Raw genomic sequence first — 23,649 nt, forward strand, 5'->3', positions numbered from 1 at the left:
ATCCATAGATAACACTGTTAGTTTTGACTCTTTTAGTTCAATAGATTTTATAAATCGAAAATAAATTTATCATTCACACAATCTTTGTAATTTTGCACTATCAAATTTTAACAACAATTTAAACTTAAATATTATGTCATTAGTAGGTAAATTATTCCCAAATGTTGCGATTGATGCAATGAGCGAAATGGGTGACGATCTTAAGATCAATGTTTTTGAAGAAGCTTTAAACAATCAGCAAAAAGTTATTTTGTTCTGGTATCCAAAAGATTTCACTTTTGTTTGCCCTACAGAATTGCACGCGTTTCAGGAAGCTTTACCAGAATTTCAAAAAAGAAATACAATTGTAATTGGTGCTTCTTGTGACACAAACGAGGTTCACTTCGCTTGGTTGAACACGCCAAAAGACAATGGTGGAATCGAAGGTGTAACTTATCCAATCCTTGCTGATACGCACAGACAATTGGCAAACATCCTTGGGATTGTAGATCAGGATTTGGATTACGATGAAGAAGGAAACGAGGTTTACACAGGTTCTAACGTAACTTACAGAGCAACTTATTTGATTGATGAGACTGGAAAAGTTTTCCATGAGTCTGTAAACGATATGCCTCTTGGAAGAAACGTGAAAGAATATCTTCGTCTAATTGATGCTTATGCTCACGTTCAAAAGCACGGAGAAGTTTGTCCTGCAAACTGGGAAGAAGGTAAAGAAGCGATGAACGCTAACAGAACTGGCGTAGCAGAATACTTCAGTAAAAACTAATTGGTAGTCATAATCGATTATCATTTATAATTAATCATTAATAATTGTAGAAATGTACATAGAACTTACTGGAGACACATTACAGCAAATCATTCAGGAGAATGACAAAGTAATGGTTCAATACGGCGCAACTTGGTGTGGGAACTGCAGAATTATGAAACCAAAGTTCAAAAAACTGGCTGCAGAAAACGAAGATATCCCTTTTTATTATGTGGATGCAGAAAAGTTACCTGAAAGTAGAAAATTAGCAACAGTTGATAATCTACCGACTTTTGCAGCGTTTGAAGGTGGTACTTTGAAAAATCAGGTTCAGACCAATCAGGCTGAAAGTCTTAACAATCTTTTCAGCGAATTAAAAGATTAAAAATTAAGGCATCTCTTAATCTTTAAATCTTATAGTTTCTAAATTTATTAAAATGAAATTACCAATCATAAGACAGTTTTATCAGAATCAAACACCGGAAAATCTGGAAGCGACTTTGGAAGTTTTAGAAAGCTTCTGTGAGTTCCGAAATGTTTCTGAAGAAGATATGAATGTTGCCGGCGAACTCATTACGAACATTTGCGGCGCTCTAGAAGTACACGCCAATGTCAATAACGGAATGAGCGAAAAGGACGCATTGAATTCATTTGCTCAAAAAGTTATGGGTTCTATCGACAAATAAAAGTTAACTTTTATATAATCAAAAAGGCTTTAGAAATTTCTAAGGCCTTTTTCGTTATTTTTGGAAAACCTAATAATCTCTTTGATGAAAGCCTTAACTTATTTATTAATTGCTTTTTTTATCTTATTAAATTGTTCAGATGACTCAATAAAAACTATGGATTTTGGAGATTTTCAAATTCAAACACCTAGACACTGGAAAGAACTAAAATCAGATGCTTGTGATAGCAATGCTGGAATTATTGTAACGAAAAATAAAGATTCTATTCATTTTGATTATGGAATGTATTCAAATTCACTCGACGAAAATCCCATTATTATTAATCGGACAATGCTGAAAGAAATACTTTTACAAGACTCAAAAATAGATACAACAGAACTTATAATTGTCGAAAATATTGAAAAGGTAAATAGAGAAGATTACTTGAAAAGTAAAATTTCTTACAAAAATATTGATGGTTACAACGCTAAAATCTTAATTCCTAAAAAAATTGGAAATGGAATGACTGGTATTTATATTGATAAAATTAAAACTGAATTGCACGGAGAAGTAAAATTCAATTTTATGGGAGAAAATTTATCTAAACAAAGTCAAACAGAACTTTTGACAGCAATAAATACTTTAAAATTCACAAAATAAAATTTCAAAAATCAGTTCTTAAGAATCATCAAGCTCCTCTTATGATTTTGGAAACCATAATGTTCGTAAAGTTTTTTAGCTTTCTCATTATGATTCTCTATTTCCAATAAGACAATTTTGAAATTATTTTCAACAGAAAAATCCTTCACGAACTCCAGAGCCTTTTTGCCCAATGATTTCCCTTGAAATTCCGGTTTTACAAATAATTCATCCAAGAAAAGAATTTCGCCACCAAATTCAAAACTGAAATACTTAGCCAAAATAATATAACCTGCAATTTCGCCTTCAAAAACAACTTTAAAACAATTGCCGTAATTATCATTATTAATGAATTTTACGAAATTATCAGTCGTTAATTTTTCAGCAAAAGAATATAAATCAATCGCATAAAAATCCTTCATCATTTCGCATAATTCAGGGATATCAGAGATGTTTGCTTTTAAAATTTTGTGATTCATCATTTTTTCTTTTTATTTTCTCTCCATAGCCAAGGCGCAATTGGAACGTTATCTTTCCAGAGTCCTACTCTATTTTTTCGAGCTTCGTTTTCCAGTTTTGCATAAGAAGAATCTTTGGAATATTTTTTATAATGCCAAGCCATTCCTTGTTTTAGCATTTGCTTATTCACATTTTGATTTTTATCATTAATGACAACTGCAATTAATCGTTTATATCGGTCGTATTTTTCTGCCTGAACTGTTACAATTCTTCCAAAGCAAAGATTGGATAATGCTTGTTTCGCTTGATTTCCAAATGGCTGAGTTCCTCTTTTCTCCGGCGAATCTATGTGTGCGAGACGAATTTTAATGGGACTTTTATTATAAAGAACTTCCATTGTATCGCCATCAGAGATCCCAATAACTTTTGCTGAAAATGTTTTATGACTAAGGTTATCCTTTAATTGACTTTGTCCAAAGCTTAAAATCGAAAATAGAACTAATACTAAGAATTTATCCAAATCAAATCTCAAATTTCTTTTTAGCCAACTCTTTTCTCACGCGGCTCAAACTTTCCGGCGTAATTCCAAGGTAAGAAGCTACCATCCATTGTGGTGCACGGAGCATAAGATTCGGGTATTTTTTCAGGAAATCCAGATAACGTTCTTCCGCAGTTGTGCTGATCAGAGCATTCACTCTATTCTGAAGATTCTTGATATGGTTAAACATCAATCGTTGATTTTTTTCGGCAACATCAGGATAGATTTTTGAAAGATTCTCAAAGAAACCTTCTCTTGTCACAACAACCGTACTGTCCTCGATGGCTTCTATATAAAATCTAGATTTTTCATTCAGCAACTGGCTGGTTGTATCAGAAATAATCCAGTTTTCCGGTGCAAATTGTATCACGTGTTCTTTTCCTGACTTATCTATAGAATACATTCTCAATAAACCTTTTTCTACAAAAAATGTACAGTCAGAAATCTCACCTTCTCTCAGGATGATTTCGTTTTTCTTAACTTCTTTGATCTCATAAAAAGATGAACATAGTTCCAAGCTTCCAATGGGAACGCCTAGTATTTGAGAAAGATGATTGCGGAAATTCTGATACTCCATTTGTGTTGATTGTGTTTAATGGAAAAATTAATAATTAAACTGTATCCAAATCGATATTTTGATGAGATGCGTTGTGTGTTGCTCTTCCGTTTTCCAGAACGATAAGCTGTGGACTCTGGTGGACAATATCAAAGCGGGATTCAATTTCATTTGATAAGTTTCTGTGCGCTAACAAATCCAAAAAATAAAAGGCATAATTTTTATCCGAGTTTTGCATTTGCTTTTCAAAATTTTTCAACACAGTTTTACTGATAAAACAACGTGTCGAATGTTTGAAAATCAATACTTTTTGCTGAGAAGATTTCTCAACTGCCAGGTCTAAATCCTTTTCGGATTCAATTTTTTTCCAAAGACTTTTGGTCTGGTCCTGCTCTTCTTTTTTACCAAATATTTGATCTAAAAATCCCATAAAATCGATTTGAGTAAAATTATGATTTTCCTATCGAAATAGAAAATATTTTTTTATTAATGATGATGAAACAAATGTCCGCCTAAAGCCAAAACAATTCCGCAAATGACCAGAATAATCTTTTGCCAGTCCATCTTGTGATTCTTATTGCTTTCAAAAATAATAACGGACGAAATATGAAGGAAGATTCCGCCAACAACGGCCAAGAAATAAACTTTCAGATTTTCATCAAAGTACTTCCCTAAAAGCATTCCCAGAGGTGAAGCCAAAGCAAAAACGAGAACTATCAGCCAGAATTTGGTTGAGAAATTTTTGCTGTGAGCCAAGAAACTTCCCAAAACAAAAGAAATCGGGATATTATGAAAAAGAATTCCTAATAAGTAAGGAGAAAGCGTCTCTTTTTCGTGTGATAAAGGAATCCCTTCTATAAAAGCGTGAACAAACAGTCCGATAATCAAAGCAACAGGAATGATAGAATTTTCATCGGAATGATGATGAAGATGGCCGTGTTCAAAACCTTTGGTCAAACTTTCCAACAACATCTGAATCAAAACACCGAGTATGACGAAAATCCCGATATTGTGGTCTTCTGAATGATAAACTTCCGGAAAAACTTCATTCAAGCAAATTGTTATCAAGAATCCTGCACTTAGAATGAGAAGATTTTTGGCGAATTGTTGCTTGCTCCCGAAATATTTTCCGAGAAAAACACCAATCAGAACACTTAAAATTAATAGAATAATTATCATAAACTAATATATGAAATGGGGCTGGATGCAGGATGCTAGAAGTCATCCATCATCCATCATCTAACCTCTAAAGTTTTCTAAATAAGTTAATACATCTCTGCGAACTCTTTTCATCAAAATCATTAAGCTGATAATCGCCCCAGCGTTGGATTAATTCGAAACCAAATTCATCCGCAAACTTCAGAATTTTCTCTGGAGAAGTCAGTTTTACACGTTCAAAAAAATGATGCTTTTTGCCATCCGCTTCAAAATCAATTTCCTTCATAATATATTCGCCTTCAATATGTTTCTTGATATTGAAGATAATATTTTCTCTTTCGATTGAAGAGCTCGGGGTAATGACTTTCTTTACATATTCTGCATTCAGAAAATCTAAAACGAAAAAGCCCCCATCCTTCAAAACATCGGAAACAGATTGGAAAACACTTCTGTCCTCTTCTTCTGTTTCAAAATAGCCAAAACTTGTAAACAGATTGAAAACCGCATCTACAGGCTCACTTTCTATTTTATTTCGCATATCGTGAACCTGAAACTTCAAAGTCTCTGTCTCGAATTGCTTATCAAAACGGATACTTTGTTCAGATAAATCCAATCCTAAAACATCGTAACCCAATTTGTTTAGATAAACAGAATGCCTGCCTTTTCCGCAAGCCAGATCAATTATTTTTGAGTTTTTCTCAAGTTTCACATAATCCGTTAAAAGATTCAGAAAATCTTCTGCTTCTTTATAATCGTGATTTTTGTAAAGAATATGATAATATGGTGTATCAAACCATTCTTCGAACCATTGCATCTTGCAAAAATAGTGAAATTTTGGTTGGATGATGGAAGTTTTATGATGGAAGTTAACATCGTATTGAAAATCATCCAGCTTCCTTCTTCTAACATCGAGCAAAAAACTCTACTTTTGCAAAATGGATATAAATAATCTAAAGATACAGGTCAAAACTTTTTTTGGTCTGGAACAAATCTTAGCGGAAGAGATTAAAAAATTGGGAGGTAAAAATGTGGAGGTTAAAAACCGTGCGGTAACTTGTGAAGGCGACCTTGGTTTCCTTTACAAACTCAATTATTCTTGCAGAACAGCTCTTAAAATTTTAGTTCCGATAATGGAATTCAAAGCTTTTAATGAGACCAAATATTACGATAAATTATACAAGTTTGATTGGGATCAGTTCTTGGAACCAAACCAGACTTTTGCCATTGATGCAACTGTAAACTCAGAAAGATTCAGTCATTCGCAGTTTATGACTTTGAAAATGAAAGACGCCATTGTAGATTATTTTCAAGAGAAACATAAAGTAAGACCAAATATTAGTAAAGACAATCCGGATATCAAATTCCATCTTCATATTGACAGAGAATTGGTTTCGATTTCTCTAGACAGTTCAGGAGATCCGCTTTTCAAACGTGGCTATAGAAAAGAACAAACAGTTGCGCCAATCAATGAAGTTTTGGCTAGCGGAATGTTACAACTTGCAGGCTGGGACGGAAAAGGTAATTTCCTAGACCCAATGTGTGGTTCAGGAACATTGTTGATAGAAGCAGCGATGATTGCAATGGATTTGCCGGCGCAGACTTTCAGAAGAAATTTTGCTTTCCAGAATTGGAAAAATTATGATTCAGAATTATTCAAAACCATCAAAGAGGTTCGACTGAATCGGGTGAAGGAATTCACTGGAAAAATTGTTGGTTACGATATCGATTATAGCGCTTTGGATGCAGCAAGAGCTAATATAGAATCTGCCGAGATGGAAGATCTAATTACCGTTAGAAATAAAAATTTCTTCGATTCTGAGAAAGATATGTTCCCATTGTTGATGGTTTTCAATCCGCCTTATGACGAGAGAATTTCTATTAACGATGATGATTTTTATAAGAAAATCGGTGACACTTTCAAACAACATTATCCAAATACTTTGGCTTGGCTGATTTCTGCAGATTTAGACGCACCCAAGAAAATTGGTTTGAGACCTTCAAGAAAAATCAAATTATTCAACGGAAAACTGGAAACAAGATTTTTGCAATATGAAATGTATGATGGGTCTAAGAAAATAAATAAATTTAAAAATTAAATTTTTCTATCCAATCCTATTATTAATCTTACTAAAGCTACTTGTGAATAAAAATATCCTAAATTTATCATCGCTTTTTTCTCCTCATTGTAAAAAACATTGTCAGATTTATTTTTTAAAATTCCTTTTACTGCTAACTTATCTATTTTGATAATTGCTGTCAAATGCTTATCAATTAAATCTCTAAGTTCATTAACACTTTTAATTTTATAACTGGCTAACTCAATTAATAATGAAGAAATATCCTGCCTAGAATATTTATTATTTGGGAAAAACTCGTCTAATATTTTTCCTAGTATGTCAATATTAAGATTTTCGTCGTCTTTGATTTCAGATTTAATGTACAATTCTCTATCAAATAATAACCTTTCAAATTCCAAATCTACAATTTCAAGCAAAGCAGAAATCCTATTTATAGATCTTTTTAATTGTTTTGGAATGTCATTTTCTTTCTTATATTGAAAGAAGTTTGATGCTTCTGCCCAATTATGTTGTGACAGTGTTCTCAATTGTATTTCGAAATTTTTACTTAATAAATTATTGTGTAGTAAATTAATATAATCATCCTTTAATTTACATACAATATGTGTTGACGAATACCCAAACTCCATTTCTTTAAGTTTTTCACTTGTGTTATATATTTTGATAACAACATAATTTTTATTGATAAGTTCTATTATTTTATCTGTATCTCTTTTAAAAAGAGTTACTATTCTTAATCCTGAAATATCTTGAAGCTCTGTAACACTTTTTTTAATATTGAATCTACCACTTGAAACTTTTTCATAGATTGAATCAAAAGTTTTTATTCGAAAATGAATAGGAATAGCAATTTCTATTTTAGCACTTTTAATAATTTCGTTTAACTCTGTTTCTAATTCTATACATAAATCAGAATATATAGGTACTAAAAGTTTATATTCTTTTTCTAAATCTTCTATATTTGCTTTTTTACTCATATTTGCAATTGTATATATAAAAATAAAAAATAAATTGAGTCCAACAATCTCCATCATCATCGCCATTTTCAACAGAAAAGACGAATTATTCGAACTTTTGAATTCTCTTTCTCATCAGACAGATAAAAACTTCGAAGTTATAATTGTAGATGATGGTTCCAAAATAGCGCTTCTACCTACGGTTGAATTATTTCAAGAACAATTGGATATCCAGTTTTTCAGAAAAGAGAATTCTGGTCCAGGACTTTCAAGAAATTACGGCGCAAAGCGCGCCAAAAATGATTGGCTGGTTTTTGTAGATTCGGACGTGATTGTAGAAACGGATTACATCGAAAACATTAAGAAAAATCTTATAGAAAATCCTTGCGATGCTTTTGGTGGCGCAGATAAAGCGCACAGAGGTTTCAATCTGATGCAGAAAGCCATTTCTTATTCTATGACCTCGGTTTTCACAACTGGCGGAATCCGTGGCAGCAAAAAAGCAGTAACGAAATTTCAGCCAAGAAGTTTCAATATGGGCGTGAATAAAGAGAAATTCTTGAGCATCGGTGGGTTTTCTGAAATGAGAATCGGCGAAGATCCGGATCTATCGATGACGTTTTGGGAAAATGGCTACACGACTTTGTTCTATGATAATATTGGTGTTTATCACAAACGCAGAACCGACTTTGGTAAATTCTCCAAGCAAGTGTATCAATTCGGTTGTGCAAGACCAATTCTGAATCAAAGACATCCAAATTATGTGAAACCTACGTTTTGGTTTCCGAGCATTTTTCTGTTGGGTTATTTGGTTGGAGTTATTCATTATTTTGTTTGGGGAAATGGATTGATTCTCGCTTTGTACGGGCTTTACACATTTCTTGTTTTTTTTCATGCGTTGATGGTTACTAAAAATATAAGTATTGCTGGAATGGCGATAATTTCTACTTATATCCAAATGTTTTCTTATGGTTACGGTTTCTTAAAATCCTGGTTTCTTCTTAATATTATGAAACAAACTCCGAAAGAGGCTTTTCCTAAACATTTTCATTAATTTAATTAACATTTAATTATCAGTTATAAAACCTTTGCTTGGAATATTTTTTGTAAATTTTTATAGAAATTAAATTTATAAAACTATGTCAAAAAATATCGCCGATCAATTTGTAGAGATCCTAGTAAAAACGGGAGTTAAACGCATATATGCTGTCACTGGTGACAGCCTTAATTTTTTAAATGATGCCATAAAACGTGAAGGCTCCATCAAATGGATTCACGTACGACATGAGGAAGTTGGTGCATTCGCTGCAGCTGCTGAAGCTGAATTGGAAGGTCTTGCAGTTTGCGCAGGAAGTTCTGGTCCGGGTCACGTTCATCTAATCAACGGACTTTATGAAGCTAACAGAGCAAATGTTCCGGTTCTGGCAATTGCTTCAACTTGTGAGAGTTCAGAGTTTGGAACTTCTTATTTTCAGGAAACCAATACGATTAAATTGTTTGATGATTGTTCTGTTTATAACCAAATTGCGACAACACCCGAACAAGCGCCGAGAATGTTGCAAGCAGCTTTGCAACATGCGATTTCTAAAAAAGGTGTGGCTGTTTTAGGAATGCCTGGTAATCTTTTCGAAGAAGATTCTGTGAAAAATATCAGTTCAGATTTAGTCTTCAAAACCAATCCAAGAATTATTCCTTCAGAGGAAGAAATTAGCTGGATTGCGGAGCATTTGAATTCAAGGAAAAAAGTGGCAATCTATTGTGGAATCGGAGCTTCTGAAGCTCATTCCGAAGTTATTGCTTTGGCAGAAAAACTGAAAGCACCAATCGGATATTCTTTCCGAGGAAAAATGGGAATTCAGTACAATAATCTTTACGAAGTTGGAATGACCGGACTTTTGGGTTTGCCTTCAGCTTTCAAAGCAATGCACGAAGCTGATATTATTTTATTGCTCGGAACCGATTTTCCTTATGTAAAATTTATGCCTGTTGATAAAATAATTATTCAGATAGATGACAAGCCGGAACGTTTGGGAAGACGAGCACAATTGACGAGAGGTTTTGCCGGAAAGATTAAAGATTCATTAATCAGTCTTTTGCCTTTAATTAAAATTAATGATGACAGAAAATTCCTTGATAAGCAACTAGAATTTTATCAGACTGTAAAAAACAATCTTAGATCCTACGTTGAAGACAAAGGAAAAGAAAGCCACATTTCTCCGGAATTTGTTGCCGAAACTTTGAATATTAAAGCAAATAATGATACGATATTTACCGTAGATACTGGAATGTGCTGCGTTTGGGGTGCAAGATATTTGCAAGCGACAGGCGAGCGAAAACTTTTGGGATCTTTCAGTCACGGGACAATGGCGAATGCAATGCCAATGGCTATCGGAGCGCAATTATCCAATCCGGATAAACAAGTAATCGCACTGTGCGGAGACGGCGGACTTTCTATGTTGTTGGGCGATATTGCAACGATCAAACAATATAATTTACCAATCAAAATCATTGTTTTCAATAACCGCTTCTTGGGAATGGTAAAATTGGAAATGGAAGTAAACGGAATTCCGGACAACGAGACGGATATGATCAATCCAGATTTCGGACTGTTAGCTCAGTCTTTTGGAATCAAAGGTATCAATGTGACAGATCCGGAAAAAGTGGAAGAAGCGATTGATGATGCTTTGCAAACAAACGGTCCAGTTTTGGTCAATATTTTCACAGATCCAAATGCGTTGGCAATGCCACCAAAAGTTGGTTGGGATCAAATGAAAGGAATGGGAATCGCAATGACGAGAATGATGTTGGACGGTAATTTCAAAGAAGTGGCGGACACGATCTCCAGCAATTACAGACACATTAAAGAAATTTTATAAATCTTAGCCCAATTCTATAATTGGGGTTTTTATTGATTTTAAAGCAAAAAAGCTTCACATAATGTGAAGCTTTTAGAAAATAATATATATAACCTTAGTTAAAAAAAACTATTTTAGAGAAATCATTCTACTGAAACTGTCGCCGTCTTTTTCAACGTTGATTATATAAGTTTCAGGGTTTGCAGGGTTTAGATCAAAAGTCAAATCAATCAATCCGTCTTTAGCAACATTATTTTTTGCGTAATAGGTGTTGTTTGCTGTATCGTAGATAGAAACTTTTACATCACCTACCACATTTGCCATTTTCAATTTTACAACGTTTTTGTTAATGGTATATTCTGGTTTTGAAATCGCAGAAATTGGAGATTTTTCCAAAGAAACCTGGTCACCATTGACTACGATTTTGTATTTTTCAATTTTAGCATCAGATTCTGCAACCAAGAAATAAGTTCCGGAAGCCATTCCGTTCATATTGTAAGATTTCTCAACGTTTTCACTTTTCAAAGTTTCAGAGAAAATCTCATTTCTGTCGCTGTTGTAAACATATAGTGAAACGTTCTTTGCGTTAGAAACCTCAAAATGTAAAGTTTTTTGAGTAACCTCTCCTATTGATACAGAAAAATCTTTATCCTTAGCCATCGCACTTGTAGAAACAAAAATACTTGCTACAAGAAAACCAAATTTTAATATACTTTTCATATTACTATCTTTTTAATTGTTTTACTATGCAAATGTATAATGGATAAACATCAAATAATACAATACAATTTTCATTTATATGTCCTATATTAACATTAACTAAATGTTAATTAATAAAATAAGGTAATTTAAAACATATTAAATAAATTTGCATTGTGAAATCATCGTGATTTGAAAACGATAAAAATCAGTAGAAAAAACAGCGATTTGAAAAACAATAAAATCTACATATGAAACATAATAGTCCCACTTTTGAAGCGGTAAGTCCCGGTATTGGAAGTAGTTTTACTTGTCTGAAGTTTAATCGGAATGAAAATATCAAATCACACATTTGGCATTATCATCCTGAGATCGAACTGATTTTCGTTTGTGGCGGTTCTGGTAAAAGACAGATTGGAAGCAATATTTCTTACTTTTCAGACGGCGATTTGATTCTGATTGGCAGTAACCTTCCGCATTGTGGGATGACCAATGAAAATACCAATAATGATTATGAAGTTGTGATTCAGTTTCCTGTGGATTTTCTGGGCTCGGAATTTTGGCAGGCTAAGGAAATGAATAAAATTGCTGCGCTTTTGGAAGCTGCGAAAAGTGGAATTGTTTTCGGTGATGAAGTTAAAAATGCTTTGAAGACAAAAATGGAAGCTTTGACAGAAGCCACCTCTTTGACCAAATTGATGATACTAATTGAAATTCTGGACGAACTTTCTCACACGCAAGATTACAAAATCCTTAATGCTTCAAAATATTATCTGCAGACTCAAAAAGAGGATAATGACAGAATCAATGTGATTTTCAATTATGTAAAAGACCATTTTAAGGAGCAAATCACTTTGGAAACCGTAGCGGAATTATCCAATATGACAGTTCCTTCTTTTTGCCGATATTTTAAGAAAATTACAAATAAAACCTTCACACAATTCGTGAATGAATATCGCATTACGCATTCTCTAAAACTCTTGGCAGAGCAACCAATGAGTATTACCGAGGTTTGTTTTGATAGTGGATTTAATAATTTCAGTTACTTCAACAAAACTTTTAAAGAACATACGCAGAAAAGTCCGTCGCAGTATAGGAAAGAGTTTAGTAATATTTTGGCTTAAGTTTTTTAATCTTTCTATAAAGTTTAAAAACATATTTCTGCATAAATTTTTCCGTTAGTTGATTATTATAGCCCATTCCATTCTTCATATCCTCAACGGAAATAGCTAAACAACCTCTTATATTCATGTAATAATTTGTAGAAGAGATTTTATTATTTATAATATAATATTCGGAATGCTTTTTCAAGTCATTTAAATATGGATGTTGCTCTTCAATTTTAACAAAAAATAAATCGTTGTTTTTAAAGTAGTATTTGATTTCAAAATGTGTATTTCGATTTTTTAATATATTTTGAGTAATTATTCTCTTATCAAATTTTAAAACCTTTACACTAATACTATCGTGCATTATTATTGAAGTTGAATCAACATTTGAATTACTAATACTATCAATAACATAAACTTCTTCCTTAACTTTTCTTTGATTCTTATCAATTTTTATTTGCGAAAAACAAATGAATGAAACCAAGAAAAGAATTAATGAAAATATTCGGGAAATTTTATTTGTCATAATTCTAATAAATAACACTAAAATACTTCTTCATCTCCTCCATCGTCCCCAAACTAATTCTCGTCCACTTCCCCTTTTCCTCATACGTCTTACCACCGAGAATTTTCGCTTCTTTCAAATTTTTAAAATAATCACCTTTATAATTTTCCAAAGAAAAATAAATAAAATTCGCAGAAGACGGAATGGTTTTAATTCCTCTTTTATTAAATTCTGAAACTGTAAAATCTTTCACTTTCTGATTGTTGACTAAAACTTTGGATATAAATTCTTGGTCTTCCATTGCTGCAATTGCGCCGGTCATTGTCGTAACACTGATTTCTGCACCACTCCAGCTTTGAAGTTTTTTCAGATTTTTAATGGTTTCTGGATGTCCAATCGCATAACCCAATCTCGCACCAGCAAATCCATAAAGTTTGGAAAATGTTCGGGTAATTATCAGATTCGGAAAAGTATCAACCAAATCTGCTAAGGATTTCTGATTTGTAAACTCAATATAAGCTTCATCCACCAATATTGTCATATGCTTGGTAAAGTTTTTATAAATCGTACAATTTCTTCTCTTAAAAGTAAATCTCCAGTGGGATTATTAGGATTGCAGATATAAACCAATCTCGTGCTTTTTCTAATCAAATCTTTCATAGCATCGAGATTAATCCTTTTCTTTTCATCCAAAGGAACAACTGTTTTTGACATTCCGAGAAACTCCGCAATAGGCTCGAAGATGGTGAATGATGGATTCGGGATAATGAAATGTCCGTTCTCTTGAGAAACAAATTTAGTAATCAATTCCAGAAGAAAAGATGAACCTGCAGAAACCAAAATATTCTCTTTTTTAAGTTGGTTTTTCTCTGCTAATTTATCACACAAAACATCCACCAATTTAAAATCATACATCGAAGAAAGACTAAGACTTTTCGGCATCGCTTCCAAAGCTTTTGGTGAAGTTCCAAATGGATTTTCGTTAAAGCAAAGCCGAATGGTTTGGTTGTTATTTTTTAATTCATTGAAATTCGGAGTTTCTTTTGCTAAAAATTCTAATGGCGAAAGTGTTAAAGCAGCACTTCCAAAAAAAGCAGTTTTCAGCCAATCTCTTCTGTTGATAGACATAGTCAAGTTTTATTTATTAAAATTAAAATATTATTTGGAATCAAATTTATTTCATCGGAAAAAAATAAAATTCTAACCGATAAAATTTCACTTTCATCGATTTTGATTTGAATTCGTTTCTGTCGATTCTACTTTTGAATCAGAAATTAAAACTATTACAATGTCTCTATTCACACCACTTATTTGGCTTTTAATAATGTTGCCAATTTTCATTCTCGCTTTCTTCAAATCTAAAAAAGGAAACTTGAAATTCCTTTTATTATTCATCACCATATTTTTAGCTGACACTTATTTGCAGATACTCAGCAAGCAATTAATTCCTGATTTTTTGGGATTAAAATTCGCCTGGATTGGGAAGTTTTTAAGTTTGGTTTTGTCTTTATCAGTTATTTATTTCGTGAGTAAAGATGACAGAAAAGCAATTGGATTTACGACATTTTCCAATTCTAAAAGTCAAGTTAAATACGGAATTTTAGTTTTTCTTGGATTTTTGACATTTGATTTTATCTTCAAATTTATTTTGTTTCCAAAAGGTGGAGAATTTGACTTAGAAACTTTCGTTTTTCAGGCAACAATGCCGGGTTTGACAGAAGAAATATTATTCCGTGGAATTTACCTTTGGATTTTTGATAAGGTCTTTTTGCCGAATTGGAATTACAAAGGAATCACTTTTGGTTGGTCATTTGTGATTGTGACTTTGCTTTTCGGAGTGGCTCACGGCGTTGTTTTGACTTCGGATTATCAATTTAAATTTGATATTATTACAATCGTTTATCTGACTTTGATTTCGTCTTTCAGTGTAGGAATTCTAAGAAAATTCTCTGGTAATCTTATTTATTCTGTTGTTGGTCACAATGTGATTAATGTCATGAATGCTATCATCAGAATACTGTAAAAATACATTAAACACAAAGGCACAATAAAATTAATCATTCAAAAAAGTTAAGGCACAATGATAAACATTAACGAAGTTAATAAACCTTGTGCCTTAAAATATAAAGCATCAAAGATTATGAATCTTAGTGTCTTTGTGAAATTTCATTATTAATAAAAAAACAATATTATGTCTCTCATTTTCAAAAAAAACATTTCTGTTAATCATCTCGTTATTTTGCACTTATTGCTTTTCTCAGGAAAAAATCAACGTTCTGCTGTTAGGAACTTACCATTTCAACAATCCAGGAAATGATGCAATTAAAGGTATAGAAAGGAATATTTTGACAGCTGACAATCAAAAAGGTCTTGACCAAATCACAAGTTCAATTATTTCTAAATTTAAACCAGACCAGATTTTTGTAGAAAGTAATTTTAATAAAAAAGAAGACTTAAATAATAAATACCAATTATATCTGAAAAATCAGTACAATCAATTTACTGATACCATCAAAAAGCCAAGATTGAAGCGGTTTTACATAGAAGGCGAAACTTTTCAATTGGCTTTCAGATTAGCTAAAAGAGCTAGTATTAGACAGATTTTTCCAATTGATAGTCTTATCGAAATGAGATTTGACATTCTTCAAAAAGAATTGAATTCTAATCCTGTAACGAAAAGTATTTTAGAAAAAAATGCAGCTAAAATGGCTCAATCGAGCGACAAATGTATGTCCAAAGATTTATTAAAAGACGTCTTTCTTGTTTGAATCAAAAAACCCAACTAGCTGAGAATAAAGGTTTTTACATTTCTATCGCTAACAAAGTCAATCCTGATGGCAAATATTTTGGTTCAAATCTCGTTGCGGATTTTTACAAAAGGAATCTAATTATGTATTCCAATATTCAAAATCAGATAGAGCTAAAAACAAAGAATATTTTTATTTTGGTTGGAACTGGTCACGCTGCCATCTTCAGAGAGTTTTTTGAAAATGATGAAAATTTTAATCTGATTGAAGTTGATGAGATTTTGTAGAATAATCTCACTCCCATTATAAATTCTAATCTCAAAAGCTTATTTTTGAAATGCCTTTTTACATTAGCAGAATGCAGACAGAACCGACGATAGCAGAACTTCAACCCAATCAAAACATCTTGATAGAATTCGAAAAATTCTATAACAAAAGTCCGAAAATAATTTTCCATTTTTTGATGTGGTTTGTATTTTCAGCATTGTTATTTCTTAATTATTATATCGAACTCAAACTGTCTGTCTTTGAAGGTTTAATTTTAACATTAAGAAATGCGGTCAACAATATGGTTGTTTTCTATATTTTCTTCTATTTATTAGTTCCGAAAATATTCCTATTAAAGAGAAAAACATCCATTATTTTATTAATTCTGAGCATTCCTATTTTGGTTTATATCTGGATGATTGTCAATCATTTTATGTATGTGTTTTATTATCATTTAGGCTACGAAATCAACGTTCCGGTTTATAAAGACATCATTAAAAAAAATGGCTCTATAAGTTTGATAGAAGCAATTCCTTTCAAGGCTGTTATTGGAAATGCAGTTCTTGTGATTTTTACGATGTTGCCTTTTTTCTTCGTTAAGATTTTGTTGGAAATCATAAAAATATATAACAGAACCACAGAATTGCAACAGCAAAAACTGGAAGTCGAAATCCAGAATATCAACATCGAAAAAGACTTTCTGAAATCACAGTTGAATCCGCATTTTCTTTTCAATACTTTGAATAATCTTTATGGTCTAAGTGTCAAAAAAGATGATCTTGCACCGGAGGTGATCTTGAATCTTTCCGATATAATGAGCTATACACTTTACGAATCTAATGCTGAAAAAGTAGCTTTGGAAAAGGAAATTGATTTCATCAAAAATTATTTTGAATTGGAAAAAATGCGTTATCCAAAAGATAAAAACATTCTGTTGGAAATCTCGGGAGAGGATGAAATTTCCGGACTTTATATTGCGCCTTTGATGACTTTTACATTTATAGAAAATGCTTTCAAATACGGCTTAAAAAGTTCTCAAAATCAATTCATCAAACAAGAAATTGAAATCAAAAACAATACATTTTATTTTATTTTGGAAAATGATATTGATAAGACCGAAATCAAAAAAGAGTTTGGAGGAATTGGATTGGAGAATATCAAAAAGAGACTACAACTACTCTATCCCAATCAACATATTCTGAATATCAAAACTTTGGAAAACAGCTTCAGAGTCGAACTAAAAATTAACTTGTAACGATGGAAAAATTACGTTGTGTCGTACTCGATGACGAACCGATTGGAAGAGAAATCATTGAGAATTTTGTCAAGGAAATTCCGTTTTTGGAATTGACAGATTCTTTTGGAGATTCTGTGGAAGCGCTAATGTTTTTGGAAAACAATTCGGTGGATATTGTTTTCAGCGATATTCAGATGCCAAAGATCAACGGTTTGGATCTAGTAAAAACATTGGAAAATCCGCCGGTTATTATATTTATCACGGCTCACAGAGATTTTGCTTTGGATGGATTCGAAACCGGAGCGACAGATTATCTTGTAAAACCTGTGAGATTTGACCGATTTTTAAAAGCGGTGAATAAAGCAAAAGATTATATCAATCTGAAACGAAATTCAACAGTTCATCAGGTGAATGATGACCGAATTTTCATCAAAGCGGATGGAAAACTCACAAAAATTCTTCTGGACGAAATCCTGTATGTAGAAGCGCAAGGCGATTATTTGAAAATCGTTATTAATAATGAATCATACACGACTTTAGCAACGTTAAAATCTATGGATGAAGTTCTGACTTTGCCCAAATTTTTCCGAGTTCAAAGGTCTTTCATCGTCAATCTGGAAGCTATCAGAAGTTTAAACGGAAATATGGTTGAATTAACGAATGGAAAGAGCATTTCAATTGCTTTGAACAAGAAAGAGGAATTGTATCAGGTTTTGGGGATTAGATGATTTTCGCTAGTCAAATATGGTTTTCCGTAAGTTAATCATAATCAAGGATATTATTTTTAAAAATAATTTAAAATCTATGAAAAAAATAATATTTGTCATTATTCTCTTTTTGATTTCTTGTGATGGAAATGACCAAAAGGAAATCGAATGGACAAAAAATGGAACTCTGCATCAAGCTAAAATTTCAGACTGGAAGAATTCAACAGAAGAAAATAAGTTAGCAACCTGCGCTGATTTTGTTGCGAGTTTGAAAAAAGTTGAACATCAAAAATATAAAACAGTGTCTGAAATGAAAAATGACGCTATCAATATGCAAGCTTGTATCGAAGAGGCTATTAATGGTGGTGATTATGCTGATGATTTTAAAGTAAGTGAAGTTGCAGTATTATGTCATATAATGATGAAATCAACTAATTAACTTTTTCATAATGTCACAAAAAAAATTACTCCTAAGTGTTATAATTGCAATATTTATAAGTTTTTTAATGTTTACATTTTGGTTACGACCAGCTTTAACAGAGAATTCGGTTGGAATAAGTGAAGCATATATTATTTCAAAAGATTTTGTAAAAGAAAATCTTAAATCTCCTACAACTTCATATTTTTCTTCAGAATATTCTTATAATCAAATTAATGAGAAAGAATTCGAAATAAGATCAGAAGTTGATTCTGAAAATTCATTTGGAGCAAAATTACGCTCTATTTGGATTGTCAAATTAAGATATACCGATGGCGAATGGACAGATAGAAATAATTGGATATTAGAAAATATTGAGATTTATTATATGAAAATACTTTTTTCAATTTAACTTTACTCAAAAATAATCGTCTTGTTCCCATCAATAAAAACCTTATCGTCAAAGACCAATTTCAGGGCATTTGCTAAAACAATTCGTTCAACGTCTTTTCCCATTTTCGCAAGGTCTCTTGCTGTTTTGGAATGACTGACTTTAATAATATCCTGATAAATAATTGGACCTTCATCCAAATCATTGGTCACGAAATGAGCCGTTGCGCCAATAATTTTCACACCTCTTTTGAAAGCCTGTTTGTAAGGATTGGCGCCAATGAACGCTGGCAAAAATGAATGATGAATATTGATGATTTTCCCTTCCAGATTCTGAATAAAATTAGGCGAAAGAATCCGCATAAACTTAACCAAAACCAAATAATCGAATTGATAATTTTTCAGTGTTTCTTTAATTTTATTTTCGTGTTCTTCTCTCGTGATATTTTCTGCAGGAATATAGATAAATGGAATATCGAATTTTTCTGTCAGTTCTTGTAAAGTTTCATAATTCCCAATGACCGCTAAGATATTAAAATTCAAATCTTTGAACTGATTTCTAATCAGCAAATCTGCAAGACAATGATGTTCTTTGGTAACGAGAATCACAACATCTTTTTTCCGTCCATCCACGCAATCCACTTTAGAATCGGGAGGCAACATCGCCAAAACTTCTTTGGCAATCTGTTCCCTGTCACAATCACCTTCGAAAGTCGTGCGCATAAAAAAACGTCCGTTATCTTCATCCACAAATTCATCATTTTTCGTGATATTGAACTCATTTTTAAAGAGCAATTCAGATATTTTATAGACTAAGCCTTTTTCGTCTGTGCAATTGATTCTAAGAATAGTTTCCATCGGTGTTTTTGAGTTTTTTTAATTAGCAGAAATTGCTTTGTATGGACTTAATTTTCCTAATTTCCCAACAGATCTTACTACAACTGTCGTCAGTTTTTTTCCATTTGAAAATGATAAAACTGTTTTATTAATGAGTTCCGGAGACAAGATTTCAGTTTGCCAATTGTCGCCATATTTCAGATAAATCACATAAGACAAAGCTTCGGGCTGTTTGTTCCAGCTAATCACAAAATTATTGGATTCTTTTTTGAGATTCACATGAAGTTCTGATAAAGGTTCTGAAGCCAACCAATTTGTTTCGGGAATGAGAACTTTATCTTTATAAGAGTTGTTTTTCAACTCCTGTTGCATCTCGTAACTTTTACTAATTCCTGCAATGCTGTAGTGGACTTCTCCTGTATTATTTTTAATAATCTGTCTTGTCACCTCTATTTCGCGGGCGATTTCTGTTGCTTTATTTGGAGATTTTACAGCAACGGTGTTAAGACCTGGCCAAAGATGACGACCTTTTGTATTCTCATCACTCCACCATTGTAAAAGAAGCGGAAAACTTTGTCCCGGCGAATCGACAGGCCAATACAACTGAGGCGTAAAATAATCTACCCAACCTTGGTTCAGCCATAATTTGGCATCTGCATACAATTCATCATACTGAGAAGAACCTTTGATTCCAGTGGGATAACCGGGTTTCCAAATTCCAAATGGACTGATTCCGAACTTCACATCATTTTTTTGAGCTTTAATTTCGTCATATACTCTTTTCACAAATTTGTTGACATTTCCTCTTCGCCAATCTGCTCTGGAAAGCGTTCCGCCAGATTGCTGATAGACGGACCAAGTTTTGTAATCAGGGAAATCTTTTCCGCCATTATATTCGGCATACGGATAGAAATAATCATCCAAATGAATTCCATCAACATCATATCTCGAAATAATATCTTTAATCACTTTTGAAGCCTGATCTTGCGTTCTGTCATCAGCCGGATCAAACCAATACATTCCGTTTTTTAGCTTCACAACATTATCAGGCGATTTTCTGACCATCGATTCTGAGGAGATTGCGCCACCATTGGAATGATGTGCACGGAATGGATTCAGCCAAGCGTGAAATTCTAAACCACGTTTATGACATTCTTCAATCCAAAATTCCAAAGGATCATACTCAGGATAAGGTGCTAAACCAATTTGTCCAGTCAAAAAATGCGACCAAGGTTCGTGAGTACTTTTATACAAAGCATCCGCCGAAGGACGAACTTGTAAAATTACCGCATTGAAATTGAGATCAACCAACATATCCAACATTTGTATCGCTTCTTGTTTTTGCTGATCTACGGACAGATCATTTCTAGATGGCCAATTGATATTCGCAACCGATGCAATCCAAACAGCTCTGAACTCTCTTTTGATTTCAGGTAATTTGATATTATTCAATTGAACAACTGGTTTGGGCGGAAGCTTAATTTCAGTTTTTGTAATTGGTTTTTTAACACCAGATTTAGTTGGTGATTTTTTAGTCTTTGTTGCACAAGAAACTACAAAGATTGCCAATAAAAGTATTTGGAAAAATGATAATCTGAAACGCATAGTTTGCAAAACTAAAGGATAAATTTAGAATAACAAAAAAAGCATCCAATAATGGATGCAGTTCTGTATACTTTTATAATAAAATCATATTCTTCTGATTAAATCTCGAGCACCGTGATGAATCATCAAAATATGAATTTCATCCTGCGAAACAATCTTATAGATAATTCTGTAATTTCCTTCAATAATCTCTCTTACACTTTTATCATTGCTTTCACTTACAAGTTTTCCAATAAAAATATTTGATTTTATAACTTCAGTTTTTGTTTGAATTTTTACAATTTGTAATTGAGCATATCTTTTAGAATCGTGAGAAATATAATCATAAATTTCCTTTAAATCTAATTTCGCAGATATTAACCATTTAATGCGAACCATTGCTGAATCTCGTTTTTGAGTTGGTCCTCATCAATCGTTTCATTTTTGTCAGACTCTTGTAACCTCTCTTCCAATTTCTCAATAAAAATTAATCGCTCAATAACTTCCTCAATGCTGATTTCATCTGGAAAATCGTCAATATGTTTTTTTAGTTTTTCTTTGGTGATCGTCATCTTTGTATGAATTTATTAAGCTAAGTTAATCAATTTAAAAAGAACAAAAAAGCCTTCAAAATATGAAGGCTTTTAAATTTATGAAGATTAAGCTTTTGCTTGTCTTTCCAATCTTTTTCTATCTTCTTCAGAAAGGATTTTCTTTCTCATACGGATGAAGTTAGGCGTAACCTCGATTGCTTCATCAGCTTGGATATATTCCATACATTCTTCTAGAGAGAACAAGATTTTTGGTGCAACACCAGTATCTTTATCTTTTCCGGCTGCACGCATATTATTCAACTGTTTAGCTTCTACAATATTTACAACCAAATCACCAGGTTTGTTTTGCTCACCGATAATCATTCCAGTGTAGATTTCTTCACCTGGATCAACGAAGAACTTACCTCTATCTTGAAGTTTGTTGATAGAATATTCTGTAGCTGGACCAGTTCCTTTACTTACTAATACACCATTGTTTCTTCCAGGAATAGCACCTTTGAAAGGCTTATATTCTGTGAAACGGTGCGCCATAATAGCTTCACCAGCAGTTGCAGTCAACATTTGAGAACGCAATCCGATTAGACCTCTTGAAGGAATCTCGAATTCCATATGTTGCATTTCACCTTTAGTTTCCATAATGTGAAGGTCACCTTTTCTCTGAGTTGCTAAGTCGATAACTCTAGAAGCAAATTCCTCAGGAACGTCAACAACCAAAGATTCATAAGGCTCCAATTTTTGACCATTTTCATCTTCTTTCAAGATAACTTGTGGCTGACCAATTGTCATCTCATAACCTTCTCTTCTCATGGTTTCAATCAAAACTGATAAGTGAAGAATACCTCTACCAAAAACCAGGAAAGTGTTCGCATCGTCAGTTTGTTGAACTCTCAATGCCAAGTTTTTCTCTAATTCCTTAGTTAATCTTTCTTTAAGGTGGTTTGAAGTTACATATTTACCATCCTTACCAAAGAAAGGTGAGTTGTTGATAGAGAACGTCATATTCAATGTCGGTTCATCAATTGCTGTTCTTTCCAATGGCTCAGGATTTTCCAAGTCAACGAAAGAATCTCCAATTTGGAACGCATCGAAACCTACTACAGCACAGATATCTCCTGCTTGTACTTCAGTTACTTTTTTCTTTCCAAGACCTTCGAAAACGTAAAGTTCTTTTACTTTTCCTTTCACAATTTTTCCATCTGCCTGAGCAAGACCAATCCATTGAGATTCTTTTACCTCACCTCTTGTTACTTTTCCAATTGCAATTCTTCCTAAGAAAGAAGAGAAATCTAATGAAGTAATCTGCATCTGAAGGTTACCTTCAGTTACTTTTGGTTCTGGAACATATTGTAAAATCCCGTCTAATAATGGGAAAATATTATCTGTTTCTTCTAATGAAGTGTTGAACCAACCTTGTTTAGATGAACCATAGAATGTTGGGAAATCCAACTGCTCTTCAGTAGCATCAAGGTTGAAGAACAAGTCAAAAACTTGGTCGTGAACTTCGTCCGGACGACAGTTTGGTTTGTCAACTTTGTTGATTACAACCAAAGGTCTAAGACCAAGTTCCAAAGCCTTTTGAAGTACAAATCTTGTCTGTGGCATTGGTCCTTCGAACGCATCCACCAACAAAATAACTCCGTCAGCCATTTTCAAAACTCTTTCTACCTCACCACCAAAATCGGCGTGACCAGGTGTATCGATTACATTGATTTTAACGTCTTTGTAATTTACAGAGATGTTTTTTGAAAGAATGGTAATCCCTCTTTCTCTTTCCAAATCGTTATTATCCATAATCAACTCACCGCTCTCCTGATTCTCTCTGAAGATGTTGGTTGCGTGAATAATCTTATCAACCAAAGTCGTTTTTCCGTGGTCAACGTGTGCGATAATCGCTATATTTCTAATGTTTTGCATATCCATTTTTTACGCGTGCAAATGTAGTGAAA

Annotated in this window: 28 protein-coding genes and 2 pseudogenes; 15 read left to right on the forward strand and 15 right to left on the reverse strand. The window is 32.9% G+C overall.

Annotated features, from left to right (window positions below; all coding sequences use genetic code 11):
• Positions 1 to 133: 133 nt before the first annotated feature.
• The 4 genes from KI430_RS03465 to KI430_RS03480 all read left to right on the forward strand — a co-directional run bounded on the left by KI430_RS03465 (position 134) and on the right by KI430_RS03480 (position 2,070).
• Positions 134 to 766, forward strand: a complete 633-nt coding sequence (locus tag KI430_RS03465) for a peroxiredoxin (RefSeq protein ID WP_074233972.1) — start codon at positions 134 to 136, stop codon at positions 764 to 766.
• 52 nt (positions 767 to 818) lie between these two features.
• Entirely contained in the window at positions 819 to 1,130 is a 312-nt protein-coding gene (locus KI430_RS03470) for a thioredoxin family protein (protein WP_074233971.1), read from the forward strand.
• A 52-nt stretch (positions 1,131 to 1,182) separates the two neighbouring features.
• Positions 1,183 to 1,431, forward strand: coding sequence for a DUF6952 family protein (locus KI430_RS03475; RefSeq protein WP_248876883.1), 249 nt, complete (start codon positions 1,183 to 1,185; stop codon positions 1,429 to 1,431).
• 84 nt (positions 1,432 to 1,515) lie between these two features.
• A complete protein-coding gene (locus KI430_RS03480) occupies positions 1,516 to 2,070 on the forward strand; it encodes a hypothetical protein (RefSeq protein ID WP_248876884.1) in 555 nt (184 codons plus the stop codon).
• A gap of 11 nt (positions 2,071 to 2,081) precedes the next feature.
• On the opposite strand, the gene KI430_RS03485 is transcribed toward KI430_RS03480, so the two are convergent.
• The 6 genes from KI430_RS03485 to KI430_RS03510 form a co-directional block, all read right to left on the reverse strand.
• Entirely contained in the window at positions 2,082 to 2,528 is a 447-nt protein-coding gene (locus KI430_RS03485; RefSeq protein WP_248876885.1) for a GNAT family N-acetyltransferase, read from the reverse strand.
• Positions 2,528 to 3,028, reverse strand: a complete 501-nt coding sequence (locus KI430_RS03490) for a thermonuclease family protein (RefSeq protein ID WP_248876886.1) — start codon at positions 3,026 to 3,028, stop codon at positions 2,528 to 2,530. Before KI430_RS03490 ends, KI430_RS03485 begins: the two co-directional genes overlap by 1 nt.
• A gap of 1 nt (position 3,029) precedes the next feature.
• Positions 3,030 to 3,623 (reverse strand): Crp/Fnr family transcriptional regulator, encoded by a 594-nt coding sequence (locus tag KI430_RS03495; RefSeq protein WP_248876887.1) that lies wholly within the window; start codon positions 3,621 to 3,623, stop codon positions 3,030 to 3,032.
• A 34-nt stretch (positions 3,624 to 3,657) separates the two neighbouring features.
• A complete protein-coding gene (gene ytxJ / locus KI430_RS03500; protein ID WP_248876888.1) occupies positions 3,658 to 4,032 on the reverse strand; it encodes a bacillithiol system redox-active protein YtxJ in 375 nt (124 codons plus the stop codon).
• A gap of 56 nt (positions 4,033 to 4,088) precedes the next feature.
• The gene (locus tag KI430_RS03505) at positions 4,089 to 4,781 is read right to left on the reverse strand and encodes a ZIP family metal transporter (protein WP_248876889.1); all 693 of its coding nucleotides are present in this window, start codon (positions 4,779 to 4,781) and stop codon (positions 4,089 to 4,091) included.
• 67 nt (positions 4,782 to 4,848) lie between these two features.
• Positions 4,849 to 5,574 carry a class I SAM-dependent methyltransferase gene (locus tag KI430_RS03510; RefSeq protein ID WP_248876890.1) on the reverse strand — a complete coding sequence of 242 codons (726 nt, stop codon included), beginning with the start codon at positions 5,572 to 5,574 and terminating at the stop codon, positions 4,849 to 4,851.
• 12 nt (positions 5,575 to 5,586) lie between these two features.
• On the opposite strand from KI430_RS03510, the gene KI430_RS18020 reads away from it, so the two are divergent.
• Positions 5,587 to 5,709: a hypothetical protein gene (locus KI430_RS18020; RefSeq protein ID WP_262920885.1), complete on the forward strand. Its 123-nt coding sequence runs from the start codon at positions 5,587 to 5,589 to the stop codon at positions 5,707 to 5,709.
• Entirely contained in the window at positions 5,696 to 6,856 is a 1,161-nt protein-coding gene (locus KI430_RS03515; RefSeq protein ID WP_248876891.1) for a class I SAM-dependent RNA methyltransferase, read from the forward strand. Before KI430_RS18020 ends, KI430_RS03515 begins: the two co-directional genes overlap by 14 nt.
• Here the strand turns inward: KI430_RS03515 and KI430_RS03520 are convergent.
• Positions 6,853 to 7,815, reverse strand: a complete 963-nt coding sequence (locus KI430_RS03520; RefSeq protein WP_248876892.1) for a GTP pyrophosphokinase family protein — start codon at positions 7,813 to 7,815, stop codon at positions 6,853 to 6,855. The two genes, KI430_RS03515 and KI430_RS03520, sit on opposite strands and share 4 nt — an antisense overlap.
• Positions 7,816 to 7,849: 34 nt before the next feature.
• Between KI430_RS03520 and KI430_RS03525 the strand changes: the two genes are divergently transcribed.
• Both KI430_RS03525 and KI430_RS03530 read left to right on the forward strand, forming a co-directional pair.
• Positions 7,850 to 8,848, forward strand: coding sequence for a glycosyltransferase (locus tag KI430_RS03525; RefSeq protein WP_248876893.1), 999 nt, complete (start codon positions 7,850 to 7,852; stop codon positions 8,846 to 8,848).
• A gap of 85 nt (positions 8,849 to 8,933) precedes the next feature.
• The gene (locus KI430_RS03530; RefSeq protein ID WP_248876894.1) at positions 8,934 to 10,670 is read left to right on the forward strand and encodes a thiamine pyrophosphate-dependent enzyme; all 1,737 of its coding nucleotides are present in this window, start codon (positions 8,934 to 8,936) and stop codon (positions 10,668 to 10,670) included.
• Between the two features lie 108 nt (positions 10,671 to 10,778).
• Here the strand turns inward: KI430_RS03530 and KI430_RS03535 are convergent, their stop codons facing one another.
• On the reverse strand, positions 10,779 to 11,369 hold the full coding sequence (locus tag KI430_RS03535; RefSeq protein ID WP_248876895.1) for a T9SS type A sorting domain-containing protein: 591 nt from the start codon (positions 11,367 to 11,369) through the stop codon (positions 10,779 to 10,781).
• A 230-nt stretch (positions 11,370 to 11,599) separates the two neighbouring features.
• On the opposite strand from KI430_RS03535, the gene KI430_RS03540 reads away from it, so the two are divergent.
• Positions 11,600 to 12,472, forward strand: a complete 873-nt coding sequence (locus tag KI430_RS03540; protein ID WP_248876896.1) for an AraC family transcriptional regulator — start codon at positions 11,600 to 11,602, stop codon at positions 12,470 to 12,472.
• On the opposite strand, the gene KI430_RS03545 is transcribed toward KI430_RS03540, so the two are convergent.
• Complete coding sequence (locus tag KI430_RS03545; RefSeq protein WP_248876897.1) at positions 12,453 to 12,983, reverse strand: hypothetical protein; 531 nt, start codon at positions 12,981 to 12,983, stop codon at positions 12,453 to 12,455. The genes KI430_RS03540 and KI430_RS03545 overlap by 20 nt on opposite strands.
• 4 nt (positions 12,984 to 12,987) lie before the next feature.
• Positions 12,988 to 14,090, reverse strand: a pseudogene (locus KI430_RS18100) (pyridoxal phosphate-dependent aminotransferase).
• A 160-nt stretch (positions 14,091 to 14,250) separates the two neighbouring features.
• Here KI430_RS18100 and KI430_RS03560 point away from each other — a divergent pair.
• The 6 genes and pseudogenes from KI430_RS03560 (at position 14,251) to KI430_RS03585 (ending at position 18,750) form a co-directional block, all read left to right on the forward strand.
• Complete coding sequence (locus tag KI430_RS03560) at positions 14,251 to 14,985, forward strand: type II CAAX prenyl endopeptidase Rce1 family protein (protein WP_248876900.1); 735 nt, start codon at positions 14,251 to 14,253, stop codon at positions 14,983 to 14,985.
• A gap of 322 nt (positions 14,986 to 15,307) precedes the next feature.
• Positions 15,308 to 15,996, forward strand: a pseudogene (locus tag KI430_RS18065) (DUF5694 domain-containing protein).
• Between the two features lie 50 nt (positions 15,997 to 16,046).
• Positions 16,047 to 17,231 (forward strand): sensor histidine kinase, encoded by a 1,185-nt coding sequence (locus tag KI430_RS03570; RefSeq protein ID WP_248876901.1) that lies wholly within the window; start codon positions 16,047 to 16,049, stop codon positions 17,229 to 17,231.
• Between the two features lie 2 nt (positions 17,232 to 17,233).
• On the forward strand, positions 17,234 to 17,941 hold the full coding sequence (locus KI430_RS03575) for a LytR/AlgR family response regulator transcription factor (protein ID WP_248876902.1): 708 nt from the start codon (positions 17,234 to 17,236) through the stop codon (positions 17,939 to 17,941).
• A gap of 76 nt (positions 17,942 to 18,017) precedes the next feature.
• A complete protein-coding gene (locus tag KI430_RS03580) occupies positions 18,018 to 18,359 on the forward strand; it encodes a hypothetical protein (protein ID WP_248876903.1) in 342 nt (113 codons plus the stop codon).
• Between the two features lie 67 nt (positions 18,360 to 18,426).
• Positions 18,427 to 18,750 (forward strand): hypothetical protein, encoded by a 324-nt coding sequence (locus KI430_RS03585; RefSeq protein ID WP_248876904.1) that lies wholly within the window; start codon positions 18,427 to 18,429, stop codon positions 18,748 to 18,750.
• A 2-nt stretch (positions 18,751 to 18,752) separates the two neighbouring features.
• On the opposite strand, the gene purU is transcribed toward KI430_RS03585, so the two are convergent.
• From purU to typA, 5 genes are all read right to left on the reverse strand, one after another.
• The gene (gene purU, locus KI430_RS03590; protein WP_248876905.1) at positions 18,753 to 19,586 is read right to left on the reverse strand and encodes a formyltetrahydrofolate deformylase; all 834 of its coding nucleotides are present in this window, start codon (positions 19,584 to 19,586) and stop codon (positions 18,753 to 18,755) included.
• A gap of 18 nt (positions 19,587 to 19,604) precedes the next feature.
• Positions 19,605 to 21,170: a glycoside hydrolase family 10 protein gene (locus tag KI430_RS03595; protein WP_248876906.1), complete on the reverse strand. Its 1,566-nt coding sequence runs from the start codon at positions 21,168 to 21,170 to the stop codon at positions 19,605 to 19,607.
• 84 nt (positions 21,171 to 21,254) lie between these two features.
• The gene (locus tag KI430_RS03600; RefSeq protein ID WP_248876907.1) at positions 21,255 to 21,548 is read right to left on the reverse strand and encodes a type II toxin-antitoxin system RelE/ParE family toxin; all 294 of its coding nucleotides are present in this window, start codon (positions 21,546 to 21,548) and stop codon (positions 21,255 to 21,257) included.
• A complete protein-coding gene (locus KI430_RS03605; protein ID WP_248876908.1) occupies positions 21,527 to 21,721 on the reverse strand; it encodes a hypothetical protein in 195 nt (64 codons plus the stop codon). The genes KI430_RS03600 and KI430_RS03605 overlap by 22 nt, the downstream gene beginning before the upstream one ends.
• 87 nt (positions 21,722 to 21,808) lie before the next feature.
• The gene (gene typA, locus KI430_RS03610; RefSeq protein ID WP_248876909.1) at positions 21,809 to 23,617 is read right to left on the reverse strand and encodes a translational GTPase TypA; all 1,809 of its coding nucleotides are present in this window, start codon (positions 23,615 to 23,617) and stop codon (positions 21,809 to 21,811) included.
• Positions 23,618 to 23,649 lie beyond the last annotated feature (32 nt).

The organism is Epilithonimonas zeae, assembly GCF_023278365.1.
Classification (GTDB): Bacteria; Bacteroidota; Bacteroidia; order Flavobacteriales; family Weeksellaceae; genus Epilithonimonas; species Epilithonimonas zeae_A.